Origin of the sequence: Tropicibacter alexandrii (assembly GCF_003667315.2) — a bacterium.
Lineage (GTDB): Bacteria > Pseudomonadota > Alphaproteobacteria > Rhodobacterales > Rhodobacteraceae > Tropicibacter > Tropicibacter alexandrii.
Map to the genome: position 1 here is coordinate 55,244 of NZ_RCTZ02000007.1, position 23,521 is coordinate 78,764.

Sequence of the window (23,521 nt, forward strand, 5' to 3'; positions counted from 1 at the left end):
CTCACCGATACCTCGCGATGTCGAAATCGGACCGCAGCGCGAGGCCGAAAATCCAGCCATCCTCGCCAATTAGGCCATGCTGCTTGCTGCCGCTGCCGTAATCCGCGCTCAGCACCAGCCTGTGGCTGTCTGACAGGGACCATGACAAGGCGTTGCCGAGATAGCCACCCTCGGCGGCGGCCGGGTCGGTCGACGTCTCGACGCCGAATTCGAAATCGAAGGCGAGCCGGTCCGCGATCAGGTCAATTCGCGTGGCGCCCGTGCCCCGCGCCGTCCACACGCGACCCGCAGGGCCGTCGGTCAGTTCGATCTTCGAGGCGAAAGACGTTTCCAGCCAATCCCTGGGGGAATAGGTCAGGACGGTCTCCAGACCATGGATGCGGTGGTGTTGCCGCGCGCCGGTGCGATCCTCGAACCTGTCATGGGTATAAAGCAGCGCAAGGCTTTGGTCGCGCTGCAACCGGCTGAGGCCAAGATACAGGCCGTAGGTGGTGTTGTCGGTGGGCGCCACGGCCCCGGCGGGCGTTTCGATCCGGTCCTGCATGGACATGTCGACCCCGGCGAAAAAGCTGGTGCCGTTGAGGAAGCCGCCGGTGAAGACGTCGGGGGAATAGGTCACGTCCATGCCCAGCCGCATCAGGCGATCCACCGGCAGGGCAGGGGCGCCGCCGATATTCGTCCGTCCGACCGTGACATCGCCGGACCATTCCCAATCCCAACCGTGGCGGGTCAGGCCCAATGTCAGGGTTTCCTCGCCGGTAAAGAGGTCGCGGTTCAGGGGCGCGTGGAAATCGGCATCGGTGCGCGCATAGGCAAGGTCAAAGACCAACCCGCCCGGCAGCCCGGCTGGCGCAATGTCGAAACTGGTGTCGAGGCTGTACGAATGGCCCTGCCGCCAGTTCTGCCCATCGTGCCACCGGCTGCCATCCACCGCGAACAAGAAGTCACCCCGGCTGCCAAGCGCGCCCGACACGGCAAGGCCCCGCCCATTGACCGCCCCCGCGCGGCCATTCGGCAGATCGGTATCGCGGCCGCCATACCCCGCCAGCGTCACGCGCAGCGACGCGCCCTCGACCGGGCGAAAGGTCGAGATGAAGCCGCCCAGCCGGTCGTCCGCGTCCGCGAGGCCAAGCAGGTTTTCCGCCCCGCTGGCCTGTGTCGCCTGTATCGCGAAGACGGTCGTCTCGTGGTTGCCCGAGGGGTCGCCGATCCGGGCCGAAACGCCCCGCCGCGATCCCTGATCGAAAGACTGGCTGTCATTGTCGAAATAATGCGTCCCGAACCGCAGCTTCATCGTCTCGCCGACCAAGGCCGAGCGCGCCTCGATGAACCAGTCGCCGACCGAAATGCGCCCGCCGGTCACCGGGTTCAGACGCTCGTCCATGGCAAAGCTCAAGCCGCCGCGCAGCCGCCCCTCGTTCAGGTCGAAATCCAGTCGACCGCCGCCGGAGGCGTAGGTCTCGCTGCGGTCTTTCGTGCCGCGGATGCCGGCTTCGGTCATCACCGTGCCGATCACGCTCCAGCCGCCCGTGGTTGTCTCGAACTCCCAGTTGCCGATGTAGCGCCGGCCTTCGGGCACAAGTTCGTAGACGACGATCCGGTGTATGGCCCCGGGCAACTCATCGGGCAGTCGAAGCGACAAGGTCCTGCCGGCCACCGCGAACGGCGCCGTCGTCGCCACCCCATCCACCAGCACCAGCAGGCGGGTGGGCGCGATCACAGCGTCCAGGGGAAGATCGACGATCTCCCCGGTATCGAGAACGCCCAATTGGTAGCGATCGGCGCCCTGCGCGACGGCCACGGTGGGAAGGCACAGGGCGGCCCAGTGGCTCACCGACAAAATGACGACACCGACCCCGTACCTATTCATAACGCCAACTGCCTGCCGACTGGATTTTGCCACCGAACTGCACGGGTCTGGTGCCCCCGGTCCCCGAACCGGGACCTGTTATCAGGTTCCGCTGTCGTTTGGGAGCGCCCCACCGGTCCAAACGACAGCGGAATGACTGAAATTGCCGGTTCGCTGTCACGTCACGATTGCAGGTCTGCCTCATCCCTTACCCATGATTGTGCCGCGTCGCGTTTTGATCCGAACCGGTGTTCCGTGAGTGTGTTGGAACGAATCGACCGTGGCTCTGGCTTGGGACATCGACCTAGCGTCCGATCAGGATGACCGTGTCCAGCGTCCCCCGATTGGGGTGCAGAAAGGCGTCCCGCGCATGCAATCCCTTTTGCTTGAGAAACGCCTTCAGCATGTCGGTGATGCGATCATGGCGTTGGACGTCCTCCTGCGGATCGCTGATGCGTTTGGTCCCTTCGACGACGATCTTGCCGTCGCGGATGGGCTTGTACCCGTGGCGGTCGACCAGATGGAGCGCCTCGAACGCCAAGGGCACCTTGCCATGGGCCACGGACAGTTCCAGAAACCGCATCGTGTCCCGTTGTCCGCGCGTCGAAATCCGGATGCAAAGCTCCGGGAAACGGCGCGACACGACCTGAATGGAGGCATCGTCCCGCCGGATCGACAGGCCGCCCACGGCATCGTTCCTTTCCTGCAAGCGCCAACATGGCGCGATACCCCTCATCTTGTCGTACTCACTCCGTTATCAACGACCGGAAGCGCCATTTCAGAAGGCCGCCGCCATTGGTCTGCCGCGCGTCGGCCTTGCAAAGCCGTGGAAATGTCACGGCACCTTTTCGAAAAGCGATTTATGACGGACCATGCCTCCGGTTTGACCATGACTTCCAAGCCATCGGCCAGAACCCCGATCATGGGATATGCAGGGCCCTGGCCGACCAAACAGTTCCTTTTGCAAGGAAACTCGTCACTCAACTACATGAAGCCAAAACACGGTTACTCGCACATGGGGATGTACATATTTGGAACATGGCTTCAGGTGTATGTCGCGCGCAGTGGGCTGCCGGTTCAAAACTTTCAGAAAATTTTCAACGCTGCGGGGCAGTGGTCGTCACGATGCGCCTCGACCGCCGCCACATCCTTCAAACCGGCATGGACAGCTTCCGCTTTTGGGCCGGTCCGGAGATTATGACGAAACGGGGAGGGAGACGCCAATGTTGCGGCCATGAGCCGAGCGACAGACCTGACAGGCAGGGCTATGGTGGGCGTTGAACCGAAACCCGCCAATTGCATCGTGAAATCAAAGGGTAATGGCGGAGAGGAAGGGATTCGAACCCTCGAGACGGTTCCCCGCCTACACACTTTCCAGGCGTGCGCCTTCGACCACTCGGCCACCTCTCCGAGGCCGCGTTTAGCAAACTGTCATACCGGGATGCAAGCAGCTTTTCGCGCGACGATGAACAGAAAGTGCGGGGCGGACTGCGGCCCTATGCCGTCTGCAATAAGGCCGCGAAACTCCGTTCGCGCAAACCAAGAAAATCCAGCGCCGCCTCTTCGTCGTGAAAGACGCGGGCGACGAGACCCGGCAGGCCTTCCCAGGATTTCAGGATCATCGCCGACATGCGCCAGCCCGGTTGCGTGGGCGCGTGATAGGCAATCAGCACGGGGACCGGTCCTTCGAGGAAGGTTTGGGCCTTGCGGGCCTGCATCGCCATGATGTCGGGGTAATCCGCCGCGACACCTGTGACGGCTGACAGGTCCACCAGTTGCTTCTGGCCGGGGCGTCGGTCGGGATGCGAGGCGTATTCGGCAAAGACCCGCGCGGTCTCGGTCGGTGTCACGAGGCCGGTATATTTCACGTAGACCAAGCCCTTGGCTGGCAGGATACGGTAGGTCAGGGGCATGCGCGGGCCGTCACGGTTGGGCGCGCATCCGAGGCCGATTGGGGCTTCGGATGCGCACCGGGTCAGCTTGCGACCTGCTCGCGCAGGATCGAGGCGGTGAGCGAAATCATCAGGTAGATGCCACCGAAGATTAGGAAGGCGAGGATCGTGTTTTCGAACTTGCGCGGATAGGCGGCGTCCTCGGAGGCGACCGGCTCGACCGAGGTGGTCAGGTAGCGCGCCTGCGTGTCGGCGTCGCGGCGGGCCTGTTCGACACGCTCCAGCGCGGTTTGCAGCATCAGGTCGCGGGTGGCGAGGTCGGCCTCGGCGAGTTTGATCTGCACCGCCTTTTCGGCCAGTGAATCCTCGCCCACCGTGGCCTGGGTCATCTGACCGTTCAGGTCGGCCAGCAGCGCTTCGAGGCGGCGGATGTCGCCACGGGCCCCGTCGACCTTGGCCGAATTGGGGCGCGGGTTATCCAGAAGGGCCTGCAATTGCAGGGATTTTTCCTGAAGCTGCAACTCGTAGGTGTTGATTTGGGCGCGCAGGGCGGCGATCTTGCCTTCGGGGTCGACGATATTGCCCTCTTGTTGCATGCGCACCAGCCGTTCCTGCGCGTCATAGCGGGCTTGGGTCGCATTCTCCAGATCGGCTTCGGCGTCACGTACGGCGGTGGCGCGCTTGCGGGCCGAGAGGTTGTCGACCATTTCCTCGGCATAGCCGATCAGCGCCTGGGCGAAATTCGCGGCGACCTGCGGGTCGGCGGCCATGATTTCCATGCGGATCACGCCTTCGGTCGGGTCATAGCCGATCTCGATATTGCGCTTGTAGGTCTTGTAGGCCTCTTCGTTTGTCGGGTTCTCGGTCAGGCGTTGGATCGGGTCGATCCAGTCCTGTGTATAATGCTCCTTGAAGCCGACATCCTGATCCAGCCGCAGCATGGCGGGTTTGGAAATCAGGTAGTTCTGAACCGCGATCGCATCCTGATTGGTGGCGAACTGCGTGCCGGAAAACAGCGAGCCCATGGACCCGGCCGAGCTTTCGGCCTTCAGGATCAGGAATTCCGACTTGGTCGAATACATCGGCGTGGCGACGGCGTAGTAGTAATAGCCCGCGACGATGGTCGGCAGCAGCACGAAGAAGGCCAGCCGCACCATCAGCAGCGCCATCTTCTTGCGGCGGCGCGAGGCCAGTTCCTTTTGAATCTTGAGGATTTCGGCGGCGCGCCGTTCGGCGGGCGAGGCCATCTGCGTCGAGGGCAGGGTTTCCTTCTTGACCTCGACGGTCTGCGGCAACTGCATCCGGGGTTCGGTGGTCGCGGGCTGCTTTTGCTCGGGGCGGACCAGTTCCAGCATGTTGGTGCGCTGGAAGGGGTCGATGCCGCGGGCGCGCAGCAGGCGGACCGCGTCGAAATCCGAGGTGGGCGCAAGCCCGTGTTTCTGGGCAACGCGGCGCGCCATGCGCAATTGGCGCCCGGTCAGGCCCTCTTGCTTGATCGCGTCCATATCGGTCTCGGCAGAGACCTGCCTTGCGCTGTCGACCTGTCCGGCCCGGGCCGCCTGCGGTTGCGGCTGGGGCTGCTGTTGCTGCTGTTGCGGCTGCGGCGGGGCCGTTCGGGCCGCCGCGGAATGTTCGGGGGGCGGCGCAGGGCGGGGCCGCGGGGGCTGTTCCGGCGCGGGCGCGCGTGCGGCGTTCGTGGGCGGGGGCGGCACCGGGCGCGGCTTTTGGGCGGGCGCAGACTGGGGGGCGCGCGCCTGATCGAGCCGCGGCGTCAGGCTTTCGGCGGGCTGCTCGTCGGACGGACGGCGTATGCGAAATTTCTTAGCCTTGGGTTTCGTAGTCATAGAGCTGTTTCGCTTCTTCCAAGGTTTCAAACATATGCAGCTTGCCATCCATCAGGACGGCCGCCTTTTTCGCGAATTTTTCCAGCGTCTTGGGCTGGTGGGACACGATCACGATGGTGGTGGTGCGCAGGCGCTCGGCCAGCAGGTCGCCCGCCTTCTTGTTGAATTCGACATCCGTCGAGTTCGGCATGCCCTCGTCGATCAGGTACATGTCGAAATCCAAGGCCAGCATCAGCGCAAAGGTAAACCGGGCGCGCATCCCGGTCGAGTAGGTGCCAAGCGGCTGGTCGTAATATTCCTTCAGATCACATAGCCAACGGCAGAAACTGTCGACGTAATCGGGGTCGAGGCCATAGAGCCGCGCGATGAAGCGGGCGTTTTCCTTGGCCGAAATCTTGGACACGACACCGCCCATGAACCCCAAGGGAAAGGAAATGCGGCAGCCGCGCCGAATCTCGCCCTCATCGGGTTTCTCAAGCCCCGCCATCATGCGGATCAGGGTCGTCTTGCCGGTGCCGTTCGGCGCGAGGATGCCCAGAGATTCCCCCAGATCAACGCGAAAGGACACGCGATCAAGGATGACCTTGCGCTGTGTCCCCGTCCAGAAGGACTTGCTGACCATGTCGAATTCCAACATCTGGGTTGCCCCGAAACTGCCCACACCACCCCACGCGTCAGCGGGGATGGTGCCTGTCTACGCGTGGAATTTGTTCATATTATGGCCTTTGACGGCAACAAAGACAACTTGACAGAACATCGTTTCGCGTTCGCGAAACAGTGACCGTGTGTGAGCCTGCCGCCGGTCCGGCAAGACCGTCTCGCAATTTGTCGAAATGGCGGGGCATGTCTTGAAAATTCCGGGCCACCGGGCAGGTAAGGGGCATGAAGATCGCCGAGGATATCCGCGCCTGCCGCCTGTGCGCCGACCGCTTCGCCGCGACCGAGACGCGCCACGCCCCCCGTCCGGTGCTGCGCGCGCAGCCCGGCGCGCGCCTGATGGTCGCTGGGCAGGCGCCGGGGATGCGCGTGCACCAGTCGGGTCTACCCTTTGACGATCCCTCGGGTGACCGCCTGCGGGACTGGCTGGGGATCGACCGAGAGACCTTTTATGACGTGACCCGCGTTGCCATCGTGCCGATGGCCTTCTGCTTTCCGGGCTATCGCAAGGGGTCGGACCTGCCGCCGCCGCCGATCTGCGCGCGGACATGGCGCGCGCCGCTGCTTGACGCGCTCGGGCCCGTGCCTTTGACCCTGCTGGTCGGGGGGCATGCGCAGTCGTGGCACCTGAAGACCCGCAACGTCACCGACACCGTCGCCCGCTGGCGCGACTATCTGCCCGGCATCCTGCCCTTGCCGCATCCGTCCTGGCGCAATACGGCTTGGCTCAAACGCAATCCGTGGTTCGAGGCCGAGCTGGTGCCTGCGCTCCGCGCCCGTGTCGCCGAGGTGATGAGATGACCCAGACCGCTTTGGACAAGGCTTTTGCCGCGATGGACGCCGCCCCTGGCGACGACGCGGCGCGGCTGCGGTTCTATGACCGATTGGCGGGGGCCGAGCTGTTTCTCATGCTGACCCGCGAGGCGGAAGAGGACCGCATCGACCCGGAGGTGTTCGAGGTCGAGGACCAGTCCTTTGTCCTTGCCTTCGATCTGGAGGAACGGCTGTCGGCCTTTGCCGGTCGTCCTGTTCCCTATGTCGCCCTGTCGGGGCGCGCGCTGGCGGGGATGCTGGCCGGGCAGCGGATCGGGCTGGCGCTGAATATCGAGGTCGCGCCGTCGGCGCAATTGCTGCCGGCCGAGGCCATGGCATGGCTGGCCGAAACCCTCGGACATGCGCCCCAGCAGGCCGAGGCGCGCCCCGAGCAGGTCTTGCCCCCCCGCATCCCCGAAGCATTGGTGACCGCGTTGGACGCAAAGCTGGCTACCGCAGCCGGACTGGCGCGCAAGGCCTATCTGGCGCAGGTCGTCTACGAAGGCGGCGGGCGCGGGCATCTGCTGGGCGTGACCGGGGCCTTGCCCGGCGCCGAGGCGGCGCTGGCCGGGGCGATCAACGAGGCGCTGGTGTTTTCCGGTCTCGAGGCGGGGGCGCTCGACGTGACGTTCATCCGCGACGACGACCCGCTGGCGGCGGAACTGGCGCGCGTGGCGTTGCGCTTTGACCTGCCGGAACCGGAGGCGCCGCGCGAATACCGGCCTCTCGCGCCCGGCATGGACCCGGACGCGCCGCCGAAACTGCGCTAGGGGCAGGCCGCGCCGCTGTCGATCCAGGCGCGGGTCAGGGCGCCGAAGATCTCTTGGCTGCCAGGCGCGGGCGTGCGCCCGGTGCCCGGCTCCCACCCCCAACCGACCAGCCCGTCGGTGGCGTTGTGCTCGTGCAGGGCCTCCAGATCGCGGTTCCCGTTGCGGGCGGGATCCTTCAACTGCGCGCAGATTTCGCCAACCGCAAGCCCCTGCCACCCCATCGACACCGGCGCGAGGTGCCATGGGTCATGTCCGGGCAAACTGCCCGGATAGCCTACGAAATCGCGGTTCGCCTCGCCGTGGCAGGCGGTGCAGTGCAGGCCCGCCGGACCTTCGTTCTCGGGGCCGCGGGTGATGGGCGGCATGTGCGGGGTCATCTCGTCGCCCTGCGTGGGTCGGTCCCCCACGGGGTGGCAATTCAGGCAGCGCGGATGGGTCAGGACCTTGGCCATCTCCTCGAATATCGCGGCAGAGCGTTCCGTCTCGTCCGCGATATCGGCAAAGGCGTCGGGGCCGCGCAGCGTTTCGGCGGCGAGGGGCCCGGCAGTCAGGGCAAGGATCAGGGCTATGCGCATTTCGGGCTCCGGTCGGTTGACACGGGGTCAACGCGCCGGAGCGGGATTGGTTCACGCCACGCCAAGATCCTGCCGCAGGGTCGGCAGCGTGTCGCCCTGCGCCGGGGTCGCCTCCCAGATCGCGCGGGCGATAGCGCGCGAAAGGCACAGGCTGGCCGCATGGCCCAGCAGCGCCAATTGGCTCGGGTCCTCGACCATACGCGCGCCGGTCGACGCGGCAAAGACCAGATCGCCATCCATCGGGCTGTGCGCGGGCAGGATAGCGCGGGCGATGCCGTCATGGGCGGCGACCGCCAGCCGGTGACACTGCGCCTTGTCCAGCGCCGCATCGGTGGCGACGATGGCAATCGTCGTGTTGCCCTGCTGCGCCATCGCGGTCACCCGTCGGCTGGGGCGCATCTGGATCGACGGGACGGGATCGACGCCCAACGCGCCGAACTCGCCCCCCACCTCATAGGGCGCGGCGTGGAAATGCCGCCCCGAGGCGGTGGTCACGGAGCCCATCGGGTTCGCCGCCACCAAGGCGCCCACCGTGCTGCCATCGGGCAAGACCAGTGAGGCCGAGCCCAGCCCGCCCTTGTGCTGCGCCGTCTGCGCGCCGGTGCCTGCGCCCGCCGAACCAAGCGCAAACGCTTGCCCTGCCGCCGCTAGCGCCCGTGCGCCCAGCACCGGGTAGGGATTGGATTTCCAATCCTTGTTCCCGCCGTTCAACAAGTCGAACAGGATTGCCGCAGGCACGATCGGCACCCGTGCCGAGAACACCGGAAAGCCCCGGCCCTGCGCATGCAGCGCATCCATAACCCCCTGCGCCGCCGCCAGTCCAAACGCGCTGCCGCCCGACAGCACAAGCGCATCGACGCCCGGCGCGGACTTGTCCGGCGCCAGCAGGTCGGTTTCCCGCGTGCCCGGCGCGCCGCCATGCACCGCGACCGACGCGACAAAGGGTTGATCGGCGGTCAGCACCGTCACCCCGGTCTTGATCTGGTCGTCCTGCGACTGGCCCACGTAAAGGCCGGGAATATCGGTGATGAGGTTCAGCGGTCCGGGGCGCATCGGGGGGCCTTTCGTATCGGATACAATCGGTGCACATCAAGTGCTCAAGCATGGCTACAGGCGTCGTCGCTAGATACAGCGACCGCCATCAACTTCCATGCAGACGCCGGTCACCATGCTGGCCTCGTCCGAGCATAGATAAAGCGCCGCGTTGGCCATGTCCTCGGGCGTGGAAAAGCGACCCAGCGGGATGGTCGACAGGAATTTGGCCCGCATCTCGGGTGTGTCTTCACCCATAAAGCTTTTCAGCAGCGGTGTTTCCCCGGCCACCGGGTTGATCGCGTTGACGCGGATGCCAAACGGGGCCAGTTCGACCGCCATCGCCTTGGTCGCCGTGTTCACCCAGCCCTTGGAGGAATTGTACCAGTTCAGCTTGGGGCGCGGCGACAGGCCCGCCGTGGACGACACGTTCAGGATCGCGCCCGCGCCCTGATCCTTGAGGATCGGCACCAAGGTTCGCGCGGCAAGGTAGATCGACTTGCAATTGACGGCAAAGACCCGGTCGAAATCCTCCTCGGTCACGTCCTCCATATAGGCGGGCAGGTGGGTGCAGCCGGCATTGTTCACCAGAATGTCGATGCCGCCGAACTGCTCCTGCGCCTCGGCGATCATCATGTCGATATCGCTTGCCTTCGAAACATCGGCGCGAAAGGCCACGCCGTTGCCGGTCGCCTCGACGATGCTGAGCGCGGCGTCATGGTTCAGATCGGCCAGCAGGACCTGCGCCCCCTCCGCCATGAAGCGCCGCGCGATGCCTGCGCCAAAGCCCGAGCCCGCGCCGGTGACAATCGCGCGTTTTCCCTGCAATCTCATGGTCTTCCTCCCTGTCAGTCAGCCGTGATAGGCGGCGACGGTTTTCAGCGTGGAAAAGCCGTACAGCGCCTCGAAGCCCTTTTCGCGCCCATGCCCGGACTTGCCGGTGCCGCCAAAGGGCAGCTCAACCCCGCCGCCCGCGCCGTAATTGTTCACGAACACCTGACCCGAACGCAGCTTGCGCGCCAGCCGCATCTGCCGCGCGCCGTCGCGGGTCCAGACGCTGGCGACAAGACCGTATTCGGTGCCGTTGGCGATTTGCAACGCCTCGTCCTCGGTGTCGAAGGGGATCAGGCATTGCACCGGGCCAAAGATTTCCTGCTGCGCCAAAGGGTGGTCGGGCGGGACATTGCCGAACAGGGTGGCGGGCACGAAATGGCCGGGGCTTTGCGGGGTGTCGGTCTGCGCGATGATCTCCAAGTCCTTGCCTTGGTTCAGGAAATCGACGACGCGCGCTTTCTGAGTCGCGCTGATCAGCGGGCCGATATCCGGGTCGCCTAGCGCCGCCCCCATGCGCTTGGCGCGATAGGCGGCGCCCATCCGGCGGGCGACCTCGTCATAGACGCCGCGCTGCACGAGGATACGCGAGGAGGCAGAGCAGGTCTGGCCCGCGTTCTGAAGCCCCGCATTGACCAGAAACGGCAAGGCGGCGTCCAGATCGGCATCGTCAAAGACCAGTTGCGGCGACTTCCCCCCCAGTTCCAGCGTGACTGGCACCACATTCGCCCCGGCGGCGATCTGCACGGCAGCACCGGTCGCGACCGAGCCGGTAAAGCTGAGATGCTGGAGGCCGGGATGCCCGGACAGCGCCGCGCCCGCCTCGGCCCCCAGACCGGGTATGACGTTCAGGGCACCATCGGGTAGACCGGCTTCTTGGGCGAGATGGGCAAAGTAGAGCGCGGTCAGACAGGCCTCTTCGGCGGGTTTGAGGACACAGGCATTGCCCATGGTCAGCGCCGCCCCGACAGACCTCCCGATGATCTGCATCGGGTAGTTCCACGGCACGATATGGCCGGTGACGCCATGCGCCTCGCGTAAGGTATACACCGTGTATCCATCGAGATAGGGGATGGTCTCGCCATGGATTTTGTCCGCCGCGCCGCCATAGAATTCGCAGTAGCGTGCCAGCGCGACGGCATCGGCACGGGCTTGAGACAGGGGCTTGCCAACGTCGAGCGCCTCAAGTGTCGACAATGTGTCGACATGCTGCAGGACCAACGTGGACAGGCGGGACAGGATGCGCCCGCGCTCGACCGCCGTCATGCGCCCCCAGTCGCCGTTCAATGCTTTGTGTGCAGCTTGTATACCTGCATCGATATCGGCGGCGGTGCCGCGCGCGATCCGGGTCAGCGTCTCTCCGGTGGAGGGATTGCCCAGCGGCAGGGTGTCGGCGGTCGCGCGCCACGCGCCGCCGATCAGGATATGGGCGGGGTCAAAAGGCAGGTCAGGCAACATCTGTGGTCTCCGGCAGGTGTGGCGCGGCTGCGATCAACTGCGCCGTGTAGGGGTGTCGAGGGTGGTCAAAGACCTGTTCCGTGGGGCCATCCTCGACGATCCGGCCATTCTGCATGACAAGGACGCGGTCGGTGATGCCGCGCACGACGGACAGGTCGTGGCTGATGAACAGCCAGGTCAGGCGGTATTCACGCGCCAATTCTGCCATGAGATCAAGGATTTGCGCCCGAACCCGAACATCCAGCGCGCTCACCGCCTCGTCGAACAGGATCAAGCGTGGGCGGATGATCAAGGCGCGCGCGATGGCAAGGCGCTGGCGCTGGCCACCGGAAAAGGCGTGGATGTGGCGGTGCTTGTCTTCGGGCTTCAGGCCGACATCGATCAGGGCCTGATCTATGGCGCGGTCGCACTCGGCCCCCTTGGGCGGGTCGGGCAGCAGGTGGAACGGCTCGGTGATCAGGCGGCTGACGCGGTGACGCGGATTGAAGCTGCCGTAAGGGTCCTGAAAGACGACCTGCATGTGGCGGCGCGAGTCCGGGTGGGTGACCGGCACGCCGTCCAGCGTGATCTCGCCCGACTGGATCGGGTCGAGGCCAAGGATCGCGCGGGTCAGGGTGCTTTTGCCGCAGCCGGATTCTCCAACCAAACCAAGGCGTTCGCCTTCGTTCAGGGTGAACGAGACATCGTTCACGGCGGTGAAGTGCGGACGTTTGGCGAAGGGATGAGGGCGGGGCAGAGGATAGCTGCGGGTGACACCCTCGACGCGCAGCAAGGGTTGGCTGGCGGGTGTTTCGGGCAGGTCGGCGCGATGCCGCGTGGCGTCGAAGAGGGCGCGGGTATAGGGGTGCTTCATCGTCGCAAACAAGGTTTCGGTGTCCGCGCTTTCGACGATTCCGCCCTGTTTCATGACCGCGATCCGGTCGGCCATCTGGCTGACCACGGCGAGGTCGTGGGTGATCATCAACAGCGCCATGCCCTCTTCTCGCACGAGGTCCTTGAGCAGGTCGAGAATCTGCGCCTGCGTGGTGACGTCCAGCGCGGTCGTCGGTTCGTCGGCGATCAGCAATTCTGGGCCGCAAGCGATGGCCATGGCGATCACGACGCGCTGGCGCTGGCCGCCCGAGAGTTCATGCGGATAGCGGTGGGGCGGCACATCCAGCCCGACCTTGTGCAGCGCTTGGACGGTCTGCGCCTGCGCATCGGCTTGGGGATCGTGAATGCGAATGACCTCGGCAATCTGTGCACCAATTGTATGCAAAGGGTTTAGCGCCGTCATCGGTTCCTGAAAGATCATGCCGATCCGGCCGCCCCGGATTTGGCAGAGTTGTGCTTCGTTCAGCGCCAGAAGGTCCTTGTCGACAAGATGTATACGACCTGTGGTCTGACTGCCCGAAGGCAGCAGGCCCATCGTGGCCAGCGCCGTCATGGACTTGCCCGAGCCGCTTTCGCCGACCAGCGCAAGGATTTCGCCGGCGTTGATGTGCAGAGAGATCGGTTTGAGAATCTCGGTGTCGTAAATGTGGAGCGTGAGGTCTTCGATGGTGAGGATGGGTTTCGCCCCGGCTGCGCCGGGACGACCCGCCGGGGGGCGCTGCCCCCCTGACCCCCCGCGGTATTTCAGGCCAGAAGAAGCAGGGGTCATGTTCTGAGCACCTTCAGGCGGGGATCGAGATGGTCGCGCAGGCCGTCGCCAAGCAGGTTGAGCCCGAGCACCATGAGCACGATGGTCGCGCCCGGGATCAGGGCGACATGCGGCGCGATGGCGACCATGGTTTGCGCATCCGCCAGCATGCGGCCCCAGCTAGGGGTGGGCGGCTGGGCGCCGAGGCCGACATAGGACAGGCCTGCTTCGGCGAGGATCCCGAGCGAGAACTGGATGGTGCCTTGGACGATCAACAGGTTGAGGATGTTGGGCAATATGTGTTCGGCGCTGATGCGGGTGCGGGACTTGCCCGCGACCCGGGCGGCGAGGATGAAGTCGCGTTTCCAGAGGCTTAGGGCTGCGCCGCGCGACAGGCGGGCGAAGACGGGAATGTTGAAGATGCCGATGGCGAGGATCGCGTTCAGCGCGGAGGGGCCGAAAATGGCGGTGATCAGGATCGCGATGACAAGGCTGGGGAAGGCGAAGACGAGGTCATTCGCGCGCGAAATCGTCTCGTCCAGCAGCGAGCCGCGCGTTGCGGCAGCGGTCAGGCCCAAGGGCACGCCAAGCCCTGCGCCGATCCCAACGGCGACCAGCGCCACGGCGATCGAGGTGCGCGCGCCGACCATGAGCATGCTGAGGATATCGCGCCCGAAATGGTCGGTGCCCAGCAGGGTGTCCAGGCCCGGCGGTTGCAGCCGTCCGGCGATGTTCATCGCCTGCACATCGCCCGGGGTCCAGAGGAAGGACAGCGCGGCGGCGGCGAGGAACAGCGCGGTCAGGGCCGCGCCGAGGAGCAGGGTGGGCTTCATCGGCGCAGCCTCGGGTCGACGGCGGCATAGGCGAGATCGGTAAGGAAGTTCACCACGATCACGGCGAAGACCAAGAGCATGACGACCGATTCCACGACGATCAGGTCGCGTTGCGAGATGGCCTGAAAGATTAGCCGCCCGAGACCGGGCAGGTAAAACACCTGCTCGATGATGATCGCCCCCGCCAGCAGGAAGGAGAATTGCAGCCCGAGGATCGTCAGCACCGGGATCAGCGCGTTGCGCAACCCGTGGCGGCGCAGGGCTTGCCAGCGGGTCAGGCCCTTGGCGCGGGCGGTGCGGATGTAATCCTCACCCAGCGCGTCGATCAGCGACGAGCGCAGGATGCGGGCGAGGATGGCGGCTTGGGGCAGGGCAAGGGCCACCGCCGGAAGGGTGAGGGATTTCAAGGCATCAAGCGGCTCGTCCCAGCCGGGGAAGCCCCCCGAGGGCATGACGCGCAGCTTGATGGCGAAGAGCAGGACAAGCAGCATGGCGAACCAGAAATTCGGGATCGCGACGCCCAGTTGGGTGCCGGCCATGACCGCGAGATCGGCCGGGCGCCCGCGCCGGGCTGCGGCGAGTATCCCGGCGGGAAAGGCGATCAGCGCCGCCAGCGCGAGCGCGTAGAGCGCGAGGGGCAGCGATATCCACAGGCGCTCGGCGATCATTTGGGCGACGGGCGCGCGATAGGTGTAGGAGGTGCCAAAATCGCCGGTCAGCATGCCAGTGACCCACGACAGGTAGCGTTGGGCCTTGGGCTGGTCGAGGCCCAGTTCGCTGCGCAGCGCGGCGAGTGTGTCGGGTTGCGCGTTGATGCCCAGCATGTAGGCGGCGGGATCGCCGGGGGCGATTTCGACCACGGCGAAGATCACCAGCGAGGCGACGGCCAAGCTGAGGGTCAGGGAGATCAGGCGTTTGGTCAGATAGCCCAGCATGGGGTGACGCTAGGGGGGATTTTCGACGGGGTCCAGAGGGGCCGGGGCCCGGCCCCGGTCTATCCGATGGGGGCTTGCGCGCCGAGGAAGCCCCGTAGTGCTGCGGTGGTGTCCTGCGGTGACTGGTCGGGGAAGAAATGCCCGCCCGGGATCGCCGCATGGGTCATGTCCGAGAGGCGCTCGGCCCATGTGGCGGGCACGTCATAGGCTCGCGCCATGGCGCCGTCTGCCCCGTACATCACCAGAGCGGGGCACTGGACCTGTTGCCCGAGAGAGGCCGCGTCGTGTTGGATGTCGATCAGGATCGCGGCGCGGTAATCGTCGCACATGGCGCGAATCGTGTCCTTGTCGTGCCAAGCCCGCCTGTAGGCGGCCAGCTGGTCGGGGTCGAAATCCGACAGCTTGGCCGCGCCCCAGCCGAGCAGGCAGCTTTCGTAGAACATGTCGGGGTCGGAGCCGATCAGCCGTTCGGGAAAGGGGGCGGGCTGGGCGAGGAAGAACCAGTGGTAATAGGCCTTGGCGACCTCGTGGGTCAGCTCAGTCAGCAAGAGGTGGGTGGGGACGATGTCCATCACGGTCAGGCTTTGGACTGCCTGAGGATGGTCCAGAGCCAGCCGGTGCGCGGTGCGCCCGCCGCGGTCATGCCCGACAAGGTGGAACCGGTCATGCCCCAGATCGCGCATCAAAGCGACCATGTCGGCGGCCATCTCCCGAAAGCTGTAATTCTCCACGCCCGAAGGTTTTCCGCTGTCGCCATAGCCACGCAGGTCGGCGGCCACCATGGTGAAGTCCTGCGCCAGCGCGGGCGCAATCGCCGCCCACATGGCGCGGGTCTGCGGAAAGCCGTGCAACAGCAGCACGGGCGGGCCGCTGCCGCCCGTCTCATAGGCGATCCCAACTCCGTTCGGCGCGGCGCGGCCCGATGTGAAACCGGCAATCATGGGCGCGTCAGGAAGCGGCGCGAGATCCAGCCGGTGCCGCCGGTGGTGCGGACCTCGTGCCAGAGTGCGTTGTCGTCGATGCATTGCTGAAGCACCAGTTGCGCCTCGGGCGATGTGGGCTCGGCACAGGCCTGTTCGCAGCGCGCGCGGGCGCTGGCATCCGGGGGCTCGATACGGGGCGTCGAGGGGGCGAGGATGTCGACCACCTCACCCTTGCCGACCTCGCGGATGACTTCGGCGCCAAAGCTAGGGGCCGCGCGCATGTTCACGAATTCATTGACGTTGCCGATAAAGGCGCGGTCATCGGGAAAGGTACAGGACAGCGCGGACATGACCTCGGTGGTGAACAGGACGGGGATCGCCTCGAACGGCACCTCGGCGGGGGCCAGATCGGCGATCAGCGTTTCTGGCGGGTACAACATGATCGTGTGCAGGTCGGCGCGCTGCCCGTCCTCGAAATCGGGAAAGGACACGTCGCCGATCCGGTGCAGCCCGGCCCAGCCCGGCGACAGCCGCACGCGGCAGCGCGCGGCATTGTCGGCATAGGCGTAGACGGTGGTCAGCGACAGCGTCCCGTATTCGCTGCGCATCTCGTTGACGAAATCCTGCGGCAAGGTCTGAAGCGCACCTTGGCCGTTGTCCCAGATCTGCGCCGCGCCATTGTGGCAGGCGATCTCGGTCAGCGTCTTGGCCGCGGCGTCCGGCAAGGCCAAAGGCCAGACGGCGATGTTCCATTGTGCCGCATCCACCGCCGTTTCGATATGGCGCAGCGATTGCGGCGGGGTGGCCAGCATCTCCAGCATCAGCGCGTCGGCAAAGTCGAATTGCGTGTCGATGCGCAACTGCATCAGTTCGGAGACGGCGATCAGGGCGATGCCATAGGCGGTGTCGATCTCGGCCTTGGTATAGCTGCGATCGGCCACGGTCAGGCTGGGCGCGTGAAACCCCAGCCTTGCGCGGGGATGCATGGTGCGATCCGGGACAAAGGCCCCCTCTTCGCCGGTCCAAGCCCCGCCCATGAAGGCGATCGCACAGGCGCTTTCGCAGCGCGCGCCAGCCGGGATGGCGGTTCCGATGCCGTATTGAGTCAGCAGACTGCCCATCCGCACCCCGTCGATATAGGACCCGCCGGGACTGTCGAGGCACAGCCTCGCTTGGGTTTCGCCTTGGCCAAGACCGTTATCCGTGAGGTAATCGTACAGCCGGTCGCTGTCTCCCCGGTCGATCTGCCCGCTCAGGGTGACGGTGCAGCCCATCGTCTCGTCCCCGCCGGGCGACAGGCTGGCGGCCTGCATCGGGGACGCCAGAAGGCAAAGCAAAGCGGCAAGCAGGCGCATGGGACCTCCGGTTCGTTTCGCGGGCAGTATGCATGAATTTCGAACAAGGTCTTGTGCCAATTGGGCGGGATTCGCCCCGAACCCCGCTACTGGATTGCAGACGGGGTGGCGGGTGCTAGCTTAAGGATGTCGCATTTGGAGGATCTGATGACGGTTTTGACCGAAGCAGAAGAAATCTCGGACATCGCTTTTGGCTATATGGGGTCGAAGGCGCTGTTCGCCGCGTTGGAATTCGGCGTGTTCTCGGCGCTGGGCGAGGGGCCATTGCGGCTGGGCACGCTGGCCGCGCGGACAGGCCTCCCGCGTGAACGTCTGCGCACCTTGATGAGCGCCTTGACCGCCTTGGGACTGACCGAGGCCGTGGAGGAGGGCTTTGCCAATTCTCCGGCGGCCGAGGCGTTTCTGGTCAAGGGGGCCAAGTACGATTTCGGCGACTATCTGCGTTTGCAGGTCGGGCGGCAGATGTATCCCTTGATGGACCAGATCGAAAAGGCGCTGCCGGGCGAGCTGACCGAGGACGAGACCGCGTCCTACGCGGACTGGTTTTCCGATCCGGACGAAGCGCGGCTTTATTCCGAAAGCCAGCATGCCGGGTCCTTGGGGCCCGCGCGGGGGCTGGCCAAGCGGATCGACTTGTCCGGCGCGCGCAGCCTGCTGGATGTGGGCGGCGGCACGGGGGCCTTTGCGATCACGCTGTGCAAGGCCTTTCCTGACCTGCATGTCACAGTGATCGACTTCCCCAACGTGGCGCGTCTGGGCGAAGCCTATGTCGCCGATGCGGGCCTGTCGGGGCGGATCACCTATCAACACGGCAACGCGTTGGAGGCCGAGTGGCCCGAAGGCATGGATGCGATCCTGATGAGCTACCTGTTCAGCGGAGTGCCGGATCACACGCATGAGGGCCTGCTGACCAAGGCGTATAACCGGCTGACCCCGGGCGGGCGGGTGCTGATCCACGATTTCATCGTCGATGCGGACCTGACCGGGCCGAAGAACACGGCGCTTTGGCAATTGCAGCATACGGCCTTCACGCCCGAGGCGCGGTCTTTGGACGATGCGTGGCTGGCGGGGGCGATGGGGGGCGCGGGCTTTGGGGATGTCGAGGTGACGCCGCTGATCCCGGGCATGACAAAGCTGGCGTTGGGCGTGCGGTAGTGCGTCAAAGGCGCGGTGCCAGACCCGGGATTTCGAATGACGGACGGGTGGTTCTGCGGACATGTCCGGGTTTCGCCCTCGCTAACGCTCAGGCGACCGGCTGGGGGCTTTGCCCCCAGACCCCCAAGGTATTTGTAGACCAAAGAAGCAGGGGGACCGAGCGACTTTGTCGCGCCGTGTCCTGATCAGCCTATTGGCTTTGCGCGCCCGTCTATCGCTCAACGGGCGCGCGTCAGAGGACCATTCCGTGGATCAGTCTGTCCAGCGCACGCCAGTCAGGTCGGTCGCCTGTGTCGGCGCGTTGACCCACAGGCCTTCGAGCCGGGCATCGGCCACCGTCGGGAAGGCCAGCTGGAACAGGTAGCCGTTGACGTAATCCTTGGCGATGATCTCTTGTGCCTGTTTCAGCAGGCTCGACCGTTCCGCAGGCTCTGCCGTTGCGCCCAGCGTGTCGATCAGCGACTGGAATTCGGCATTGTCATACTGGAAATAGTAATCCGGCCGGGCATAGATGTTGATGTCGGCGGGTTCGGTATGGCTGACGATGGTCAGGCCGAAATCCTTGCCACGAAACACTTCCTCCAGCCATTGCGCCCATTCCAGATTGGTGATCTCGGTCTGGATGCCCACGGCGCGCAGTTGCGCGGCGATGATCTCGCCCCCGCGGCGCGCATAGGAGGGCGGTGGCAGTTTCAGCGTGGTGGTGAAGCCATCGGCAAAGCCCGCCTCGGCCAGCAGCGCCTTGGACTTCTCGGGGTCGAAATCGGACATATCGGTCAGGTCGACATAATCCGGGTTGTGCGGCGCGAAATGGGTGCCGATGGGCGTGCCAAGGCCGAACATCGCCCCGTCGATGATGTCCTGACGGTTGATCGCATGGGCCACCGCCTCGCGCACCTTGACGTTGTCAAAGGGCGGCTGCTGATTGTTCATCGCCAGAATGGTCTCGCCCTCGGTCGAGCCCACCAGCACCGTGAAGCGCGGATCGGCCTCGAATTGCGGCAGGTTTTCCGGCGCGGGGAAGCCTGCGAAGGCGTCGATATCCTGCGCCATCATCGCGGCAAAGGCGGCGGTCGGGTCGGAAATGAACTTGAACGTCGCCTCGGTCAGGGCGGGCTTGTCACCCCAATAGGCGTCGTTGGCGACCAGATGGATGCTGTCGCCCTGCGTCCATTGATCGAACTTGAACGGGCCGGTGCCGATGGGCTGTTGCTTGATATTCTCGATGCTCTCGGGCGCGACGATCACCGCATCGCCCCAGGCCATGTTGAACAGGAAGGCCCCGTCGGGTTGGCTGAGCGTAACGGTGACGGTCTGGGGGTCGGTGGCCTCGACGCTGGCAATCGAGGCAAACAGCGCCTTTTGCGCGTTCTGGCTGTCCTCGGCACGGGCACGGTTCAGCGAAAACACCACATCCTCGGCATCCATCGTCGTGCCGTCATGGAAGGTCACACCCTCGGCCAAATGGAAGGTATAGGTCAGCCCGTCCTCGGAAATCTCCCATTCGCGGGCCAGACCGGGCACGACCGCGCCGGTTTCCGTGAACTTGGTCAGGCCCTCGAAAACGTTGGTATACAGCACGCTGTCGATGGCCCCGGCGGCGGCGCTGGTCGGGTCCAGATGCGGCGGTTCCAGTTGCAGCGCGATGGTCAGGTCGGTCTGTTGCGCAAAGGCGGCGGTCGAGGACAGCAGCAGCGCGGCAAGGGTGAGGCGGGTCATGCAAGGTCTCCCAGTCAGGTGCGGGCTGTTCTGCCCGCTTGGGCGTAGTCTTGCACAAGCGGGCCAAGGATCAAGCCCGGATGCACAAGCCGGATCATGGGGAAAAGGTCGGGGCTGGTGCTGCGGTGCAGCATCTGCTATCGCTGCGCAACTTTATTGCGCGAGGAGGCCACGCGATGAGTGCAACCGCCAGCAAGAGGGCGCCGCTGCCCGACGATATCCGCGCCCGCAAGGGCGGTGTGCCGCTGGTCAGCCTGACCGCCTACACGACGCCGATGGCGCAGATGATGGACGATCATTGCGATTTCGTGCTGGTGGGCGACTCGGTCGGGATGGTGCTGCACGGGCTGCCCTCGACGCTGAGCGTGACGATGGAGATGATGATCCTGCACGGGCAGGCGGTGGCGCGCGGGCTGTCGCGAGCGATGATGGTCGTCGACATGCCGTTCGGGTCGTATGAGGCCGCCCCACAGGAGGCCTTTGCCAATGCCGCCCGGATCATGCGGGAGACCGGCGCGGGCGCGATCAAGCTGGAAGGCGGGGTCGGCATGGCCGAGACGATTGCCTTTCTGGTGCAGCGCGGCATCCCGGTGATGGCGCATATCGGCCTGACGCCGCAATCGATCAACACGCTGGGCGGCTACAAGGTGCAGGGGCGCGGGGCTGCGGGGGACGCGCTGATGCGCGACGCGCAGGCGGTGGCCGAGGCCGGGGCATTTGCCGTGGTGCTGGAAAAGGTGCCCGAAGGCCTGTCGAACCGGATCACGTCCGAGGTGCCGATCCCGACCATCGGCATCGGCGCGTCGGCGGGCTGCGATGGGCAGATATTGGTGGTCGACGACATGCTGGGCCTGTTCACGGCGTTCAAGGCGAAATTCATCAAACGCTTTGCCAATCTGGGTGAACAGGGGGCTGTGGCGATTGCGGAGTATGCCCGCGCGGTCAGGGCGCGCGACTTCCCCGGCCCGGAGCATGTGTTCAGCGATGAGGCCCCGAAATGACCGAGATCGTCCGGTCGAAGGCTGTCCTGCGGGACAAGGTTCTGGCGTGGAAGCGCGCGGGCGAGGTGGTGGGCGTCGTGCCGACCATGGGCGCCCTGCACGAGGGGCACCTGTCCTTGGTCGAAGCCGCGCAGGGCTGTGACCGCGTGATCGTGACGATCTTTGTCAATCCCAAGCAGTTCAACAACCCGTCCGATCTGGCGAATTACCCCCGCACAGAGGAAGACGACGCCCGCAAGCTGGCGCGCTTTCGCGTGGACGTGCTGTACGTGCCGGGGCCAGAAGAGATTTATCCCGACGGGTTTGCAACCTCTGTGTCTGTCTCGGGGCTGACCGACATGTTGTGCGGGGCGCACAGGCCCGGCCATTTCGACGGCGTCGCGACGGTGGTGACCAAGCTCTTCACCCAGACCGGCGCTGATCGGGCGTTCTTCGGCGAGAAGGACTATCAGCAGTTGCAGGTGGTGCGCCGTCTGGCGGCTGATCTGGATCTGGGGGTCGAGGTGGTGGGATGCCCGACGATCCGCGAAGAGGACGGGTTGGCCATGTCCTCGCGCAACCTGCTGCTTTCGGACAGGGCCCGGGTGAAGGCACCCGCCCTGTTTACTGCGATGGAGGCGATGGCCGAGGGGCTGCGGGCCGGAGGAGACGCATCCGATCTGCGCGCCGAGGCCGAACGCCGCCTGTTGGCGAACGGGTTCACCGAGGTGGACTACCTCGACCTGCGCGCGACGGATGGCTTGCGTGCGCTTGAGCGTCTGGAGGACGGCGTTCCGGCGCGGCTTCTGGCGGCGGCGTGGCTGGCGGGCGTGCGTCTGATCGACAATATCGCGGTCTGAGGGACGGGGGCGGACGCTGTTCTCGCTGCGCTCGAAGGCGCCCCGCCCACCGTCCCTTGAGGCGCGCGTGTTTCTTCTCTTTCCAAATACCCCCGCCGGAGGCTCCTGTCCTTGCAACCTGCGAAAGGGCCGGAGGTCACCCTGACGGCAGCAACACGCGTTCCAGAACCCGTCCCATCACGCAAGCGGAGTCGATCATGTCGGTGACGCCGATCCATTCATCCGGTTTATGCGCCAGTTCCAGCACACCGGGACCATAGGCGATGCAGTTCTTCAGCTTGCCGATGCGGTCGATATGTTTCTGGTCGTAGCTGCCCGGTGACGCGATATAGGCGGCATCCGTGCCCATGACCTCGGCGATGGCGGCGTGGACATTGGTCACGACCGGCGAATCCATCGGGGTCTGGCTGGGGTCGATCCGGTTCAGGTCGCGGATCTCATAATCGAAATTCGGGCGGCTCTGCTTCAACTCGTCCAGAAGGCCGATCACCTCGGCGCGCACATCGTCATAACGCTCCTCGATCAGGATGCGCCGGTCGATCACCATGCGGCAGCTGTCGGGAACGCAAGGCGCGGGCAGGCCGGTATAGCCGGTCTCTTCGCTTTCGCCGCCATGGACCGAGTTGATGTTCAGCGTGGCGTGCCGCGCGCCTTCGGGGGTCACGGGCATGTCGGTGACCCGCGCGGCGAGCGCCGGGAACAGGCGCTGTTCGAACGTGTCGATCACCGCGCCCATGTGGCGAATGGCACAATCCCCGAGAAAGGGCATGGAGCCATGGGCGATCTCGCCCTTCGTTTCGATTTCCGCCCACCAGCCGCCCCTGTGACCGACGCAGATCCGGTCCTTGCCCAAGGGTTCGGGGATGATGACATGCTGCACGCGGTCCGGCGCAAAGAAGCCGCGCTCGGCGAGGTAGGCGACGCCGCCATAGCCGCCGGATTCCTCGTCCGCGGTGGCCGAGATCTCGATCGCGCCAGCGTAGTCGGGGTGCTCTTCGAGGAAGGCTTCGGCGGCGATGATGCTGGCGGCCAGCCCGCCTTTCATGTCGCAGGCGCCACGGCCATAGATGCGGTCGCCGTCGAGATCGGCGGCAAAGGGATCGCGGGTCCAGCCGTGGCCGATCTCGACGATATCGTGGTGCGAGTTGAAATGCACGCACTCGCCGGGGCGCTGGCCGTCGCGGCGGGCGACGAGGTTCCAGCGCGGGTAACGGTCGCTGTCGCCGGGTGCACCGGTCGCGCGGATCAGCTGGCAGTCGAAGCCGCGCGGGCCGAGGCGCTGTTCGAGCCACTCGCAGATGTCGCGATAATGCTGGCCCGGCGGGTTGAGCGTCGGGATGCGGATCAGCCCTTGGGTCAGAGCGATCAGGTCATCACGTTTGTCGGCAATGCGGGAGAAGAGCGCGTCGGTCATGGCCG

The 23,521-nt window shown here is 65.4% G+C and carries 21 protein-coding genes and 1 tRNA gene; 5 read left to right on the top strand and 17 right to left on the bottom strand.

Annotation, left to right across the window (positions count from 1 at the left end; all coding sequences use genetic code 11):
* Position 1: 1 nt before the first annotated feature.
* The 6 genes from D8Z78_RS24595 to D8Z78_RS10810 form a co-directional block, all read right to left on the bottom strand.
* The gene (locus tag D8Z78_RS24595; protein WP_164932945.1) at positions 2 to 1,834 is read right to left on the bottom strand and encodes a hypothetical protein; all 1,833 of its coding nucleotides are present in this window, start codon (positions 1,832 to 1,834) and stop codon (positions 2 to 4) included.
* Positions 1,835 to 2,153: 319 nt separating this feature from the next.
* The gene (locus tag D8Z78_RS10790; RefSeq protein WP_128910767.1) at positions 2,154 to 2,558 is read right to left on the bottom strand and encodes a hypothetical protein; all 405 of its coding nucleotides are present in this window, start codon (positions 2,556 to 2,558) and stop codon (positions 2,154 to 2,156) included.
* 611 nt (positions 2,559 to 3,169) lie between these two features.
* A tRNA-Ser gene (locus D8Z78_RS10795) sits at positions 3,170 to 3,259 on the bottom strand.
* Positions 3,260 to 3,345: 86 nt separating this feature from the next.
* Complete coding sequence (locus D8Z78_RS10800; protein WP_121630145.1) at positions 3,346 to 3,762, bottom strand: hypothetical protein; 417 nt, start codon at positions 3,760 to 3,762, stop codon at positions 3,346 to 3,348.
* 62 nt (positions 3,763 to 3,824) lie between these two features.
* Positions 3,825 to 5,585: a KpsE/RkpR family capsule polysaccharide export protein gene (locus tag D8Z78_RS10805; protein WP_121630146.1), complete on the bottom strand. Its 1,761-nt coding sequence runs from the start codon at positions 5,583 to 5,585 to the stop codon at positions 3,825 to 3,827.
* The gene (locus D8Z78_RS10810; RefSeq protein WP_121630147.1) at positions 5,563 to 6,222 is read right to left on the bottom strand and encodes an ABC transporter ATP-binding protein; all 660 of its coding nucleotides are present in this window, start codon (positions 6,220 to 6,222) and stop codon (positions 5,563 to 5,565) included. The genes D8Z78_RS10805 and D8Z78_RS10810 overlap by 23 nt, the downstream gene beginning before the upstream one ends.
* A 245-nt stretch (positions 6,223 to 6,467) precedes the next feature.
* On the opposite strand from D8Z78_RS10810, the gene D8Z78_RS10815 reads away from it, so the two are divergent.
* Positions 6,468 to 7,043: a uracil-DNA glycosylase family protein gene (locus tag D8Z78_RS10815; protein ID WP_121630148.1), complete on the top strand. Its 576-nt coding sequence runs from the start codon at positions 6,468 to 6,470 to the stop codon at positions 7,041 to 7,043.
* The gene (locus D8Z78_RS10820; RefSeq protein ID WP_121630149.1) at positions 7,040 to 7,825 is read left to right on the top strand and encodes an SseB family protein; all 786 of its coding nucleotides are present in this window, start codon (positions 7,040 to 7,042) and stop codon (positions 7,823 to 7,825) included. Before D8Z78_RS10815 ends, D8Z78_RS10820 begins: the two co-directional genes overlap by 4 nt.
* Here the strand turns inward: D8Z78_RS10820 and D8Z78_RS10825 are convergent.
* The 9 genes from D8Z78_RS10825 to D8Z78_RS10865 form a co-directional block, all read right to left on the bottom strand.
* The gene (locus tag D8Z78_RS10825) at positions 7,822 to 8,400 is read right to left on the bottom strand and encodes an Isoquinoline 1-oxidoreductase subunit (protein WP_121630150.1); all 579 of its coding nucleotides are present in this window, start codon (positions 8,398 to 8,400) and stop codon (positions 7,822 to 7,824) included. The two genes, D8Z78_RS10820 and D8Z78_RS10825, sit on opposite strands and share 4 nt — an antisense overlap.
* A gap of 51 nt (positions 8,401 to 8,451) precedes the next feature.
* On the bottom strand, positions 8,452 to 9,453 hold the full coding sequence (locus tag D8Z78_RS10830) for a P1 family peptidase (protein WP_121630151.1): 1,002 nt from the start codon (positions 9,451 to 9,453) through the stop codon (positions 8,452 to 8,454).
* Between the two features lie 69 nt (positions 9,454 to 9,522).
* A complete protein-coding gene (locus D8Z78_RS10835) occupies positions 9,523 to 10,266 on the bottom strand; it encodes an SDR family oxidoreductase (RefSeq protein WP_121630152.1) in 744 nt (247 codons plus the stop codon).
* Positions 10,267 to 10,284: 18 nt separating this feature from the next.
* Positions 10,285 to 11,721 carry an aldehyde dehydrogenase family protein gene (locus tag D8Z78_RS10840; protein ID WP_121630153.1) on the bottom strand — a complete coding sequence of 479 codons (1,437 nt, stop codon included), beginning with the start codon at positions 11,719 to 11,721 and terminating at the stop codon, positions 10,285 to 10,287.
* Complete coding sequence (locus D8Z78_RS10845; protein ID WP_121630154.1) at positions 11,711 to 13,363, bottom strand: ABC transporter ATP-binding protein; 1,653 nt, start codon at positions 13,361 to 13,363, stop codon at positions 11,711 to 11,713. The genes D8Z78_RS10840 and D8Z78_RS10845 overlap by 11 nt, the downstream gene beginning before the upstream one ends.
* Positions 13,360 to 14,175 carry an ABC transporter permease gene (locus D8Z78_RS10850; protein ID WP_121630155.1) on the bottom strand — a complete coding sequence of 272 codons (816 nt, stop codon included), beginning with the start codon at positions 14,173 to 14,175 and terminating at the stop codon, positions 13,360 to 13,362. The genes D8Z78_RS10845 and D8Z78_RS10850 overlap by 4 nt, the downstream gene beginning before the upstream one ends.
* Complete coding sequence (locus tag D8Z78_RS10855; RefSeq protein ID WP_121630156.1) at positions 14,172 to 15,110, bottom strand: ABC transporter permease; 939 nt, start codon at positions 15,108 to 15,110, stop codon at positions 14,172 to 14,174. The genes D8Z78_RS10850 and D8Z78_RS10855 overlap by 4 nt, the downstream gene beginning before the upstream one ends.
* A gap of 59 nt (positions 15,111 to 15,169) precedes the next feature.
* Positions 15,170 to 16,051 (bottom strand): alpha/beta fold hydrolase, encoded by an 882-nt coding sequence (locus D8Z78_RS10860; RefSeq protein WP_121630157.1) that lies wholly within the window; start codon positions 16,049 to 16,051, stop codon positions 15,170 to 15,172.
* Positions 16,048 to 17,388 carry a hypothetical protein gene (locus tag D8Z78_RS10865; RefSeq protein WP_121630158.1) on the bottom strand — a complete coding sequence of 447 codons (1,341 nt, stop codon included), beginning with the start codon at positions 17,386 to 17,388 and terminating at the stop codon, positions 16,048 to 16,050. Before D8Z78_RS10865 ends, D8Z78_RS10860 begins: the two co-directional genes overlap by 4 nt.
* Before the next feature lie 147 nt (positions 17,389 to 17,535).
* Here D8Z78_RS10865 and D8Z78_RS10870 point away from each other — a divergent pair, with 147 nt between their 5' ends.
* The gene (locus D8Z78_RS10870) at positions 17,536 to 18,543 is read left to right on the top strand and encodes a methyltransferase (RefSeq protein ID WP_121630326.1); all 1,008 of its coding nucleotides are present in this window, start codon (positions 17,536 to 17,538) and stop codon (positions 18,541 to 18,543) included.
* 252 nt (positions 18,544 to 18,795) lie between these two features.
* Here D8Z78_RS10870 and D8Z78_RS10875 read toward each other — a convergent pair whose 3' ends face one another.
* Entirely contained in the window at positions 18,796 to 20,262 is a 1,467-nt protein-coding gene (locus tag D8Z78_RS10875) for an ABC transporter substrate-binding protein (RefSeq protein ID WP_121630159.1), read from the bottom strand.
* Positions 20,263 to 20,438: 176 nt separating this feature from the next.
* Here D8Z78_RS10875 and panB point away from each other — a divergent pair, with 176 nt between their 5' ends.
* Together panB and panC are read left to right on the top strand one after the other, a co-directional pair.
* On the top strand, positions 20,439 to 21,263 hold the full coding sequence (panB, locus tag D8Z78_RS10880) for a 3-methyl-2-oxobutanoate hydroxymethyltransferase (protein ID WP_121630327.1): 825 nt from the start codon (positions 20,439 to 20,441) through the stop codon (positions 21,261 to 21,263).
* Positions 21,260 to 22,102 carry a pantoate--beta-alanine ligase gene (gene panC, locus D8Z78_RS10885; RefSeq protein WP_121630160.1) on the top strand — a complete coding sequence of 281 codons (843 nt, stop codon included), beginning with the start codon at positions 21,260 to 21,262 and terminating at the stop codon, positions 22,100 to 22,102. The genes panB and panC overlap by 4 nt, the downstream gene beginning before the upstream one ends.
* Before the next feature lie 136 nt (positions 22,103 to 22,238).
* Here panC and D8Z78_RS10890 read toward each other — a convergent pair whose 3' ends face one another.
* The gene (locus tag D8Z78_RS10890; protein WP_121630161.1) at positions 22,239 to 23,516 is read right to left on the bottom strand and encodes an acetylornithine deacetylase/succinyl-diaminopimelate desuccinylase family protein; all 1,278 of its coding nucleotides are present in this window, start codon (positions 23,514 to 23,516) and stop codon (positions 22,239 to 22,241) included.
* Positions 23,517 to 23,521: the final 5 nt, after the last annotated feature.